The organism is Cupriavidus sp. 21MJTG02-4 (genome assembly GCF_057798975.1).
Genome location: NZ_JBYOJP010000002.1, coordinates 649,995 through 661,764, shown reverse-complemented (window position 1 = coordinate 661,764; position 11,770 = coordinate 649,995). Strand labels below are relative to the sequence as shown.

The 11,770-nt window shown below is 65.7% G+C and carries 11 protein-coding genes; 8 read left to right on the top strand and 3 right to left on the bottom strand.

Annotated elements, in window-relative coordinates; translation table 11 throughout:
• The 5 genes from AC3FKH_RS06285 to AC3FKH_RS06265 all read left to right on the top strand — a co-directional run.
• Positions 1-167: citrate/2-methylcitrate synthase (locus AC3FKH_RS06285; protein WP_488673874.1), on the top strand; the 167-nt coding region annotated here is incomplete at its 5' end.
• Positions 168-361: 194 nt separating this feature from the next.
• A complete protein-coding gene (locus AC3FKH_RS06280) occupies positions 362-901 on the top strand; it encodes a hypothetical protein (protein WP_488673824.1) in 540 nt (179 codons plus the stop codon).
• 245 nt (positions 902-1,146) lie between these two features.
• On the top strand, positions 1,147-3,858 hold the full coding sequence (acnA, locus tag AC3FKH_RS06275) for an aconitate hydratase AcnA (RefSeq protein ID WP_488673822.1): 2,712 nt from the start codon (positions 1,147-1,149) through the stop codon (positions 3,856-3,858).
• Between the two features lie 227 nt (positions 3,859-4,085).
• Positions 4,086-4,226: a hypothetical protein gene (locus AC3FKH_RS06270; RefSeq protein ID WP_483708712.1), complete on the top strand. Its 141-nt coding sequence runs from the start codon at positions 4,086-4,088 to the stop codon at positions 4,224-4,226.
• 99 nt (positions 4,227-4,325) lie between these two features.
• A complete protein-coding gene (locus AC3FKH_RS06265) occupies positions 4,326-5,528 on the top strand; it encodes a DUF2863 family protein (protein WP_488673820.1) in 1,203 nt (400 codons plus the stop codon).
• 60 nt (positions 5,529-5,588) lie between these two features.
• Here AC3FKH_RS06265 and trmB read toward each other — a convergent pair whose 3' ends face one another.
• Positions 5,589-6,266 carry a tRNA (guanine(46)-N(7))-methyltransferase TrmB gene (gene trmB / locus AC3FKH_RS06260; protein ID WP_488673818.1) on the bottom strand — a complete coding sequence of 226 codons (678 nt, stop codon included), beginning with the start codon at positions 6,264-6,266 and terminating at the stop codon, positions 5,589-5,591.
• A gap of 150 nt (positions 6,267-6,416) precedes the next feature.
• On the opposite strand from trmB, the gene AC3FKH_RS06255 reads away from it, so the two are divergent.
• Complete coding sequence (locus AC3FKH_RS06255) at positions 6,417-8,012, top strand: ABC transporter substrate-binding protein (protein WP_488673817.1); 1,596 nt, start codon at positions 6,417-6,419, stop codon at positions 8,010-8,012.
• A 43-nt stretch (positions 8,013-8,055) separates the two neighbouring features.
• Here the strand turns inward: AC3FKH_RS06255 and AC3FKH_RS06250 are convergent, their stop codons facing one another.
• Both AC3FKH_RS06250 and AC3FKH_RS06245 read right to left on the bottom strand, forming a co-directional pair.
• Positions 8,056-8,928 carry a class I SAM-dependent methyltransferase gene (locus AC3FKH_RS06250; protein WP_488673815.1) on the bottom strand — a complete coding sequence of 291 codons (873 nt, stop codon included), beginning with the start codon at positions 8,926-8,928 and terminating at the stop codon, positions 8,056-8,058.
• A 68-nt stretch (positions 8,929-8,996) separates the two neighbouring features.
• On the bottom strand, positions 8,997-10,139 hold the full coding sequence (locus AC3FKH_RS06245) for a PLP-dependent cysteine synthase family protein (protein WP_488673813.1): 1,143 nt from the start codon (positions 10,137-10,139) through the stop codon (positions 8,997-8,999).
• Positions 10,140-10,313: 174 nt separating this feature from the next.
• Between AC3FKH_RS06245 and AC3FKH_RS06240 the strand changes: the two genes are divergently transcribed.
• Both AC3FKH_RS06240 and AC3FKH_RS06235 read left to right on the top strand, forming a co-directional pair.
• On the top strand, positions 10,314-10,682 hold the full coding sequence (locus tag AC3FKH_RS06240; protein ID WP_483711517.1) for an ArsR/SmtB family transcription factor: 369 nt from the start codon (positions 10,314-10,316) through the stop codon (positions 10,680-10,682).
• On the top strand, positions 10,679-11,761 hold the full coding sequence (locus tag AC3FKH_RS06235) for an SRPBCC domain-containing protein (RefSeq protein ID WP_488673811.1): 1,083 nt from the start codon (positions 10,679-10,681) through the stop codon (positions 11,759-11,761). Before AC3FKH_RS06240 ends, AC3FKH_RS06235 begins: the two co-directional genes overlap by 4 nt.
• Positions 11,762-11,770 lie beyond the last annotated feature (9 nt).

Here is an 11,770-nt window from a genome sequence, read left to right as displayed (position 1 = left end):
TGGGCGTGCCGACCGCGATGTTCACGCCGCTGTTCGTGATCGCGCGTACGTCGGGCTGGGCTGCGCACATCATCGAGCAGCGCATCGATAACAAGATCATCCGCCCGAGCGCCAACTACACTGGTCCGGAAAATCTGAAGTTCGTCCCGATCGCGGAACGGAAGTAAAGCGCGGAAGTAAAGCGCATGTGAGGCTCGCGTCCGCCACATTCCCCCGACTTGCGCCCGATTATGTAACGAAAGGGCAGGCTACTTGCCCTGTCCCGCAAATCGTAGAGAATATCGGCGGAATCTTGCCCATGCCTGGGAATCCTCCCAGGCGTGCCAGACCATAAAGACACAGACCCCGAAAGGTTATTTCTATGAAAAAGCTCGTCCTCGCAGCGTGCCTCGGCGCGTTCACCCTCGGCACCGCCGGCACCGTGATGGCCCAGGAACCGGCCCACAAGGCCACCAAGAAGGCGCCGGCCAAGAAGAGCAGCAAGGCCGCCCCGGCCGCAGCGGCCGTGACGCCGACCGGCGAAAAATGGCAGTGCGAACTTGGCAACGCCCTGTACATCTCGGGCAACATGCTGCGCGATGAAGTCCTGACCGTGAACTGGCAGGGCCGCGAATACAAGCTGCCGCGCCAGTCCACCGTGACCGGTGCCGACCGCTACTTCGACGCCCGTAGCGGCCTGGACCTGGTGGTGATCCCGAGCAAGGCCATGCTGTTCAACAAGAACCTCGGCCAGCGCCTGGCCGATGAATGCCAGAACGCCGAGATGCAGGCCGGCGGTGCCGCGCCGACCCAGGCTGGCGGCCTGCGCGCGCCGGTGACCTCGCCGCTGCTGGCCGCGCCGCCGCAGCAACAACAGCAACAGCCCGACGCGACCCAGCAATCGGCTGCGCCGAAGCAGTAAATCCGGCGGCTCCCGGGCCGGCCTACACAGGGCCGGGCCATCGGGCGCCATGCCGGCGGGGATGGTTGCCGGCATGGCAGTCATTGCGCGAACGCAGCGTTCGCCGGCACGCGCTGGCGGGCGGCGTGCGCGGCGGTTAGAGTATCAGTCGCAACGACATCGGACCGCGGTGAACGCCATGACGGCGCCGCCGGGGTCAGGTCCGACTCAACGCCACCGCAACATTCCTCGACTGGAGTATGGCAATGCCCCACAACCTCAATAAGACGCAGACCCTACAAGAATTCAAGATCGGCTCTTCAGGCAAGGGCCAGTTTTATTCCCTGCCCCGGCTGGGCGAGGAACTGAACGTGGCGATCGAACGCCTGCCCGTGTCGATTCGCGTGGTGCTCGAGTCCGTGCTGCGCAACTGCGACGGCAAGAAGGTGACCGAGGAACATGTCCGCCAGCTTGCCGGCTGGCAGCCGAACGCGGACCGCGTCGACGAGATTCCATTTGTGGTGGCCCGCGTCGTCCTGCAGGATTTCACCGGCGTGCCGCTGCTGGCCGACCTGGCCGCCATGCGCAACGTGGCCGAGAAAATGGGCCGGAATCCCAAGCAGATCGAACCGCTGGTTCCCGTGGACCTGGTGGTCGACCACTCGGTACAGGTCGACCATTTCCGCGAGAAAAAGGCGCTGGACCTGAACATGCAACTGGAGTTCCAGCGCAACAACGAGCGCTACCAGTTCATGAAGTGGGGCATGCAGGCCTTTGACACCTTTGGCGTGGTGCAGCCGGGCTTCGGCATCGTGCACCAGGTCAACCTGGAATACCTGGCACGCGGCGTCCACAAGAAGGACGGCGTGTATTACCCCGACACCCTGGTCGGCACCGACAGCCACACCACCATGATCAACGGCATCGGCGTGGTGGGCTGGGGCGTGGGCGGCATCGAGGCGGAAGCCGGCATGCTCGGCCAGCCGGTGTACTTCCTTACGCCGGATGTGGTGGGCGTGGAGCTGACTGGCCGCCTGCGCGAAGGCGTGACCGCGACCGACCTGGTGCTGACCATCACCGAGATGCTGCGCAAGGAAAAGGTGGTCGGCAAGTTCGTCGAGTTCTTCGGCGAAGGCACCGCCAGCCTGGCGCTGCCGGACCGCGCCACCATCGGCAACATGGCGCCCGAGTATGGCGCCACCATGGGCTTCTTCCCGGTGGACGAGAAGACCATCGACTACTTCCAGGGCACCGGCCGCTCGGACGAGGAAATCGCCGCCTTCGAGGGCTATTTCCGCGCGCAGCAGATGTTCGGCATCCCCAAGGCTGGCGATATCGACTACAGCAAGGTGGTCTCGCTGGACCTTGGCACCGTGGCCCCGTCGCTGGCGGGACCGAAGCGTCCGCAGGACCGCATCGAGATCGGCCACGTCAAGAGCACCTTCAGCTCGCTGTTCAGCAAGCCCGTGGCCGAAAACGGCTTCAACAAGGAGCCGGCCGAGCTGGACCGCACTTACCAGACCGCCGATGGCATCGACGTGAAGAACGGCGACGTGCTGATCGCGGCCATCACCTCCTGCACCAACACTTCGAACCCCAGCGTACTGCTCGGCGCCGGACTGCTGGCGAAGAAAGCCGTGGAAGCGGGTCTGACGGTGGCGCCGCACATCAAGACCTCGCTGGCGCCCGGAAGCCGCGTGGTCACCGAGTACCTGAAGGCCGCCGGCCTGCTGCCCTACCTGGAAAAACTCGGTTTCGGCGTGACCGCCTACGGCTGCACCACGTGCATCGGCAACGCCGGGGACCTGACGCCCGAACTGAACGAGGCCATCGTCAGCAACGACCTGGTCGCAGCCGCCGTGCTGTCGGGCAACCGCAATTTCGAAGCCCGCATCCACCCGAACATCCGCGCCAACTTCCTGGCCTCGCCGCCGCTGGTGGTGGCCTATGCCATCGCCGGCAACGTGACGCGCGACCTGATGACCGAGCCGGTCGGCAAGGGCAAGGGCGGCAAGGACATCTGGCTCGGCGACATCTGGCCGAGCTCGGACGAAATCCATGCGCTGATGAAGTTCGCGATGGACGCCAAGACCTTCAAGGGCAACTACGAGCAGGTCAAGAAGCCGAGCAAGCTGTGGGGCGCGATCAAGGGCACCAAGGGCCAGGTCTACGACTGGCCCGAGTCGACGTATATCGCCGAACCGCCCTTCTTCGATGACTTCACCCTGGAGCCGTCCGGCGTCAGCCCCAGCGTGCGCGGCGCCCGGGCGCTGGGCGTCTTTGGCGATTCCGTGACGACCGACCACATCTCCCCGGCCGGCTCGATCAAGGACACCTCGCCCGCCGGCAAGTACCTGCTGTCGCATGGCGTGCTGAAGGCGGACTTCAACAGCTACGGCTCGCGCCGCGGCAACCATGAGGTGATGATGCGCGGCACCTTCGCCAACGTGCGCATCAAGAACCTGATGATCCCGCCGAAGGCCGACGGTTCGCGCGTGGAAGGCGGCCTGACGATCCACCATCCGACCGGCGACGAGATGTCGATCTACGACGCCGCGATGAAGTACATCGCCGAAGGCACCCCCACGGTGGTATTCGGCGGCGAGGAATACGGCACCGGCTCGTCGCGCGACTGGGCGGCCAAGGGCACGCAGCTGCTTGGCGTGAAGGCGGTGATTGCCCGCAGCTTCGAGCGCATCCACCGCTCCAACCTGGTCGGCATGGGCGTGCTGCCGCTGCAGTTCAAGGGCACCGACAGCGCGCAAACGCTGGGCATTACTGGCAACGAGACCTTTGACATCGAAGGCATCGAGGGCGAGCTCAAGCCGCAGCAGGACGTGGTGCTCGTGATCAAGCGCGCCAACGGCGACGTGCAGCGCGTGCCGGTGCTGCTGCGCATCGACACGCCGATCGAAGTGGACTACTACAACCACGGCGGCATCCTGCCGTTCGTGCTGCGCCAGTTGCTGGCCGCCTGACCGGCTCGCGTACTGACGACCGCCGCCCGCCCTGCCCGGCCCTGTGCCGGGTACGGCGGGCGGTTTTCATTGGGGCGCAGGAAATCCGTTCATCACTTTTCGGGCTAGCCGCGTGTAAGTTCCACGCAAGCCAGCGCTGCCACACTGTGCCTCACAAGAATGGCGTTCAACGCCCGGAGGCCAGCCAGCCGGCCACAGTCCTCCGATCCACGAATCCAGGAGACACCATGGTCAAGATCATCATCGCGTTCGTCGTCGTCGCGGGCGCCGCCTTCTACCTGCTCAGCAAGGGCGGCGGCGACGTATCAATGGGCGGTGAGCAGCACGGCACCGAAACCCACGCACCGGCTGCTGCCGAGCAAAAGTAAACATTGCCGGCGACACGCCGCAAGACACTCGGACAGGGTCATTCCTGTCAACGCAGCGAGTAGAATACCGTTTTACGAAAAAACGGACGGTTTCTCTATATGGCAGGTTTTCGCCCCAAGGCTTCCCCGCGTCTTTCGCCCGATGCCGAGCGACTGGTGGCCGATGCGCTCGCCCTCGATGCATCGGGCAGCCGCATGGAGGACGCTTACTGGGAACGGCGGCTCTCGCAACGCCTGGGCCGGCTGCTGAAAAATGGCAGCCAGACCGCGCTCGACGCGGCGCTCGAACACCTGTTCAAGCACAACGCGGACGCCTCCGACGTGCTGGCCGAGCAGGCCGAGACGCTGGCCGAATCGGCCACGGTGGAAGTCGATGGCGTGCGCTATGACGCGCTGCTGGTCGCCGCGCCCATCCTGGCGCATACCCGCTACGCCATTCCGTCCGGCTCGCTGAAGCCCGACCTGGCGCAGACCCTGGCCGTGCACCTGCAGGCACACGTTCTCGCCACCGGCACAAAAGTGGCGCTGTCGCCGTACCTGTACAGCATCGACCAGCTGCCGCGCACCCATAGCGACACCTTCGCGCTGACCCACAAGCTGGCCGCCGCCGCACTGAGCGGTACGATGCCCAAGGTCGACCTGCGCGACCTGCCCGAAACCGCGCCGATCCTGGCCGATCCGCGCTACCTGCTGGCCGTGGTGGTGGCGCCGCACGAACAAGGGCTGTTCCGCTGGCAGGAAGATGCGAAGGAACACCACGCCGAGCGCTCGACCTGTCTCGAACAGTGGCGCAGCCAGGTGCAGGCCACCGTGGCCCTGCTGCTGCCGGGCTGCGAGTTCGAACTGCTGCTGCCGGATGCCTTCTTCCTGTCCTGCCGCGAATCCGACAAGAGCATCCGTCCGCTGACCGTGCGCGCTGCCGTGAACTACCTGAGCGGCACGCTGGACGTACCGGCCGGCCAGCTTGCGGCGGTGGTGGCGGCGTTCGGCGAGGAAGTGGTGGAAGAGTACCGCGTCGGCTTCACCATGCGCGGCGAAAAGGACGTCATCTACGGCATCGTCTGGCCAGTCTATGGCCGCGAAGCCGGCGAAGTGGATGCCGACGAAAAGGGCAACCCGCTCGAGCAGATCTGCGAAGAGCTGCGCAATGCCGGCGTCGAGGACATCTTCCGCCACGCCGCGTTGTTCGATCCGGAATACTGCGAAGACTGCGGCACGCCGCTCTATGCGGACCGCAATGGCGAGATCGTTCACGCCGAGTTGCCCGAAGACGCGCCGACGCAGCAGCCCCTGTTCCACTGAAGCAGGGATTTCTCCCGCTTCCACGCAACGGCCCGCACTGCGGGCCGTTGTGCTTTGCGGCTAGCGCTGCGTCACGCAGCGCCAGAGGCCATGCCCTGATGCCGCGTACTTGCGCTCGAACGGCGTCATCGCAGTCTCCGGCTGCCAGGCCTCGGTGGCGGACGAGCGGCCGAGCATGCCCAGCGCCGTCACGAACTCGTCGATGTAGACCTTCCAGTTGCTGCGGCATTCCAGGTAGTCACCACAGGCCGCCAGCGCGGGAAACACGGCGTGTCCCTGCCAGCGCCGTCCGAGATGCCCGATCTTCGGCCATGGATTCGGATAGAGCACATAGTGCCGCGCCACCGGCACGCGATCTTCCTGCAACATGCGCCACACATCGACGAGGTCGGCGCGCGCCCAGCAGAAATTGCCGGGCATGGGCGCGTCGCCCCACCAGTCCTTGCCGGCACCGAGGCGCTTCTCCGACTGATCCACGCCGATCACGAAATGGTCCGGGAATGCCGTGGCCAGGCGCAGCGTGCTTTCGCCCACGCCGCAGCCCGCGTCGAGGATCAGCGGACCATCGCCGGCCTGCCGCCAGCGCGCGAGCGCCTGGTCCAGCGCGCGTCGGCTGACCTCGCCGATCGGCTTGCGAAACGGCTCGGCAAGATGGCGCGCCACGCGCGCTGCGAGGTGTTCGTGTATGTCGGACTGTGCCGAGACAATGTTGGGAGAATTGGCAAACATGGCCGCCATTTTAACGGCGCCGGGCACCAGCGCCTGACTGGAAAGCCTGCATGGATGTCGTTTTGCCGGCACAATGCGGGCAAATTGCCTGACAACCGCCCATGGCCGCGCGCCCGCTTCGCACGCGGCCGACCGGGCCAGCATGAGGAGCCTAGCGCCATGCCTTTCCGCCGCCATTCCAACCCCTCCCGCGCCATCCGCGCCGCGTTGCTCTGTGGCGCCGTCTTCACGCTTTCGGCCATCGGCAGCGCACGCGCCGAAGACCTGCGCATTGGCCTGGCCGCCGATGTCACGTCGATGGACCCGCAGTGGAACAACGCTGGCCCGAACAACGCCATCGCGCTGCATATGTTCGAGTCGCTGGTGTTCATGGACAAGAACGCGCGCTACATCCCGGGGCTCGCGCTGTCATGGAAGCCGCTCAACCCGACCACGTGGGAAATCAAGCTGCGCCCCAACGTGAAATGGCACGACGGTTCGCCGTTCACGAGTGCGGACGTGAAGGCGTCGCTGGAGCGCCCCGAGAAGCTGGTCAACAGCCCCGGTTCGTTCACCAGCTACACCAAGCCGATCGCGCGCATCGACACGCCCGACGCCCTCACGGTGCGCCTGACCATGAACGTGCCGAACTACGCCAACCTGGCCAATGACCTGAACAGCGTGCCGATCCTGCCGAAGAAGGTGGCCGCCACGCTCACGCAGGCCGACTTCGATTCGGGCAAGGCCATGATCGGCACCGGCCCGTTCAAGTTCGTGCGCTTCGCGCGCGGCCAGGAGATCGTGATGGCGCGCAATCCCGACTACTGGGGTCCGAAGCCCGAATGGGACCGCGCGATCTTTCGCATCATCACCGACAACGGCGCCCGCTCCGCCGCCCTGCTGGCGGGCGATGTCGATGTGATCGAAAGCGTGCCGGCGGCCGATGTGGCCAAGCTCAAGCAGAACCCGAAGTTCCGCATCGAGCAAACCGTGTCATGGCGCACGATCTTCTGGCAGATGGACCAGTCGCGCGACAACCCGCCATACGTGACCGACAAGGCGGGCAAGCCGCTGGGCAAGAACCCGTTCAAGGATGCGCGCGTGCGCGCCGCGATCTCCAAGGCCATCAACCGCGACGCCATCGTCAGCCGCATCATGGAAGGCCTGGCGGTGCCGGCATCGTCGCTGGTGTCGCCGCAGATCTTCGGGCACCCGGGGACCAAGCCCGAGGCCTACGACGCGGAAGGCGCGAAGAAGCTGCTGGCCGCCGCCGGCTATCCGAACGGCTTCGGGCTGACGCTGCACGCGACCAACAACCGCTACCTGAACGATGCCGCCGTGGCGCAGGCCACCGCGAGCATGCTGACGCGCGTGGGCATCCAGACCAAGGTCGAAACCATGCCGGTGGCGGTGTACTTCACGCGCGCGCGCCAGGGCGATTTCTCGTTCGAAATGCTCGGCTGGGGCTCCGCCGCGGCCGACGTGGCGCTGCGCTCGATCGTCGGCACGCCCGATCCCAAGACCGGCTACGGTACGTGGAACTGGGGCAAGTACAGCAATCCGCAACTAGACAAGCTGATCGAAAAATCGCTCACCACAGTCAGCAGCGACAAGGCGCGCGAAGAGAACGCGAAGGCCGCCGCGAAATTCGCACTGGACGACCACGCGATCATTCCGTCGCACAGCCAGCTCGCGATGTGGGCGATGAAGAAGGGCCTGAAGTACGAAGCGCGTACCGACGAGTGGTCGCTCGCGCAGTTCTTCCACAAGGAGTGACGGCCCGCTGATGCCGGGGCTGGCCCCGCGCATCAGCTATCCATCAGATCACCAGCCTCTCTTCCTGGCGCGCATTGGCCGCGCGCAGCTTCTTTACCCAGTCGCGCGCCGGCAGCCCGGTGGTCGTTTCCACCACGTCGGCACGCGCTTCCAGCGTTTCCCACGGCACGTCGATGGCCGGCCCGTTGAACGCCAGCGCGATGACGTTGCCGTCGTGGACTTCCGGGAACACCAGCACGCGGTTGTCGAAAGCATCGCAGATGCGCTCGATGTTCTTCGGGAAGCTGTCGTGGTCGCCGAACAGGTTGATCGTCATCACGCCCGGCGATTTGAGGGTACGGCGGCAGGCGCGGTAGAAGGCGGTGGTGTCGAGCACCGGGCCGCGTGCCGTGGCGTCGTACAGGTCCACTTGCAGAGCATCCACCGAATCCGTGCTGGTGGCGTCCATCACATAGTCCCAGGCATCCTGCTCGCGCACGCTCAGGCGCGCGTCGTCCTCGCGCAGGCCGAACATGCTGCGCCCGGCAATGATCACCGCCGGGTTCAGCTCCACCGCGGTGACGCGGGCCCGCGCGAAATGCCGGTGGCTGAACTTGGTCAGCGCCGCCGCGCCCAGCCCGAGCTGCACCACGTGGAAGTCCGGCGCGGAGGGCGACAGGAACAGCAGCCACGCCATCATCTGCTGGGCGTATTCGAGTTCGATCGCATCGGGCTTGCGCAGGCGCATCGCGCCTTGTACCCACTCGGTGCCGAAGTGCAGGTAACGCACGCCGTCCAATTCGGAGAACGTCACCGGCGCAAAGCGCGGCGTCATGCGCTTTTCTTCCCTGGCCGGGCGTTCGCCGCCGGTACGGATGCCGCGCGCGGGGCGGCGCGAGGCCACGGCCTCGATCGATTTGCGTTTCAGTAGGGTCATGTCTTGCTTGTTCGGGCAGGCCAGCAGCCAGCGCAGGAAAGCCGCGATTGTGACAGAAACGCGCGCGGTCATTCTCCGGCGCCGCCGGGAAACCCGGCACCCGCGGCCACCAGTCCATCCACGGCCTGCGGCGTCAGCACCGGTTCGCCTTTCACGGCGCGGCCGATCAGCGCGTCCGCCGCGTCCACGTGGATGCGCTGCTCCTGGTACCAGTCGTCGTCATAGTAGGTGGTCGCGTACCGTTCGCCGCTGTCGCACAGCAGCGTGACGATCGCGCCGCCCTGCCCGGCCGCGCGCATGCGCTGCGCAAGGTACAGCACGCCGACAAAGTTGGTGCCGGTCGATCCGCCCACGCGGCGCCCGAACCGTTGCGCCAGATAGCGCATGGCGGCGAACGACAGCGCGTCGGGCACCTTGAGCATGGCGTCGATGCAGGTCGGGATAAAAGACCGCTCCACGCGCGGACGGCCGATGCCTTCGATGCGCGAGCCCGTGGCGAGCGTCAGCGCCGGATCGGGCTTGCCCGCCAGGCAGCCACGGAAATGATCGAAGAACACGGAGTTCTCCGGATCCGCACACAAGATGCGAGTCTGGTGCCGCCGGTAGGCCACGTAGCGCCCCAGCGTGGCCACCGTGCCACCCGTGCCGCCGCTGGCCACGATCCACGCCGGCACCGGATGCAGTTCCTGCGCCATCTGCTTGAAGATGGACTCGGCGATATTGTTGTTGGCGCGCCAGTCCGTCGCGCGTTCGGCGTAGGTGAACTGGTCCATGAAATGCCCGCCCGATTCGCGCGCGATGCGGTGGGACTCGGTGTAGATCTCCGACGGGTTGTCGACGAGATGGCAGCGCCCGCCATAGAACTCGATGGCCTCCACCTTGGCACGCGAGGTGCCGGCCGGGATCACCGCCACGAACGGCAGCCCCAGCAGGCGCGCGAAATAGGCTTCCGAGATCGCGGTCGAGCCGCTCGATGCCTCCACTACCGTGCTGTCCTCATGCAGCCATCCATTGCACAGCGCATACAGGAACAGCGACCGCGCGAGCCGGTGCTTGAGGCTGCCGGTCGGGTGGCTGGATTCGTCCTTGAAGTAGAAGCGGATGTCCGGATAGCCCGGCAGGTCCAGAGGAATCAGGTGGGTATCGGAAGACCGGTTGAAATCGGCCTCGATGCGGTGGATCGCTTCATGGGTCCAGTCTGAATGCGGCATGGCACTTCCCCGGCAATACTGCGAGTGACAGGCCCGGTCTGCGGAGGGACCGGGGCGGTGGGGCGTGCCGCCATCGTACAGGAAGAGGCAATGCCTACCCCATCGGCCGGCATGGCGCGAACAGCAGATGTAACAGCCCTTGATCTTCATTTAACCAACACGTTAAATGAAGGCATGCCAAACACCAGCGACCCGCTCTCCACCATCTTCGCCGCCCTGGCCGACCCGACGCGCCGCGCGATCCTGGCGCGGCTGTCCGAGGGCGATGCCCCGGTCAGCGAACTGGCGCGCCCGTTCGATATCTCGGGCCCGGCCATCTCCCGGCACCTGCGTGTGCTGGCCGATGCGGGACTGATCGAGCGCGAAATCAACGCCCGCTGGCGCATCTGCCATTTGCGCCCTGGGGCCATGCGCGATGCGCATGGCTGGCTGGAGACCTATCGCCGGCTTTGGGAAGGCAATCTCGACAGGCTGGTGGCTTTTGTCGAGCAAACGCAAACCGAGACCGCTGTCACCGATCGCAAGAAGGGGATCAAGTCATGACTGAAGCTGCAACGTTTCACCTGGAGATGACCCGCCAGATCCGCGCGCCGCGCGAGCGGGTGTTTGATGCCTTCACGGACCAGAGCGCCCTGGCTGCCTGGCATTGCCCGCGTGGCATGCAGGTGCGGGAAGCCAGCGCCGATGCGCGAGTGGGCGGCCGTTACAGGCTGGTGATGGGAGCGAAGGACGGCGAGCAACACATCGTCGGTGGCGAGTACCAGGCGATCGATCGCGCCAACTTCCTGGCCTATACGTGGCAATGGGAAGGCAGCGAACTACCGGCCGGCGTGCGCACGCTGATCGAGATCACGCTGACCGACAAGGATGGCGGCACGCACCTGCATATGCGCCATAGCGGCTTCCCCGACGCCGCCACGCGCGATTCGCACAATATGGGCTGGCAATCGGTCTTCAACAACCTCAGCGACTATGTGGATGCCGAAGGCAGCGCCGGCACGCTGACTGTCTACGGCGATGCGCGCAGCACCTACGTGCGCACGGTGCGCCTGGCGCTGGCGGAGAAAGGCGTGCGCTACACGTTCAAGCCCATGGCGCCGCACGTCGACGAACTGCTGGCCCACAACCCCTTCGGCCGCATTCCGGCATTCACCGATGGTCCGATCGACTTCTACGAGACGCGCGCCATCCTCGGCTACATCAACGAAGTCTTTGGCGGCCCGAACCTGTTGCCGCAAACCGGCCCCACCGCCCGCGCGCGCTGCGAGCAATGGATCAGCCTGATCAACTGCCACGGCTACGATGCAATGGTGCGACGCTACGTGCTCCACTACGTGTTTCCGAAGGGCCCGGACGGCAAGCCTGATCGCACCGCCATCGAGGCAGCCCTGCCCGATATGGAGCAGCAGCTGGATGCATTGGAGCAGGCCTATGGTGGCCGGGATTTCCTGGTCGGGAATGCGTTGTCGATGGCCGACCTGTTCTTTGCGCCGATCGTCGAGTATCTGGGGCGATTCCCCGAAAGCGCGGCGATGCTGGAGACGCGGCCGAATATCCGGCGGGGCCATGCGGTCATGCGCGCGCGGCCGAGCTATGCGGCCACGCAGCCGGATATTGGCTGACCGGTCGGA

Excerpts from the sequence above, each read along its gene's own strand:
- AC3FKH_RS06270 (WP_483708712.1), top strand. The coding sequence starts at position 4,086 with ATGGTCAAGATCATCATCGCGTTCGTCGTCGTCGCGGGCGCCGCCTTC.
- AC3FKH_RS06280 (WP_488673824.1), top strand. The coding sequence starts at position 362 with ATGAAAAAGCTCGTCCTCGCAGCGTGCCTCGGCGCGTTCACCCTCGGC.
- AC3FKH_RS06245 (WP_488673813.1), bottom strand. The coding sequence starts at position 10,139 with ATGCCGCATTCAGACTGGACCCATGAAGCGATCCACCGCATCGAGGCC.
- acnA (WP_488673822.1), top strand. The coding sequence starts at position 1,147 with ATGCCCCACAACCTCAATAAGACGCAGACCCTACAAGAATTCAAGATC.
- AC3FKH_RS06235 (WP_488673811.1), top strand. The coding sequence starts at position 10,679 with ATGACTGAAGCTGCAACGTTTCACCTGGAGATGACCCGCCAGATCCGC.
- trmB (WP_488673818.1), bottom strand. The coding sequence starts at position 6,266 with ATGGCGGCCATGTTTGCCAATTCTCCCAACATTGTCTCGGCACAGTCC.
- AC3FKH_RS06240 (WP_483711517.1), top strand. The coding sequence starts at position 10,314 with ATGCCAAACACCAGCGACCCGCTCTCCACCATCTTCGCCGCCCTGGCC.
- AC3FKH_RS06250 (WP_488673815.1), bottom strand. The coding sequence starts at position 8,928 with ATGACCCTACTGAAACGCAAATCGATCGAGGCCGTGGCCTCGCGCCGC.
- AC3FKH_RS06255 (WP_488673817.1), top strand. The coding sequence starts at position 6,417 with ATGCCTTTCCGCCGCCATTCCAACCCCTCCCGCGCCATCCGCGCCGCG.
- AC3FKH_RS06265 (WP_488673820.1), top strand. The coding sequence starts at position 4,326 with ATGGCAGGTTTTCGCCCCAAGGCTTCCCCGCGTCTTTCGCCCGATGCC.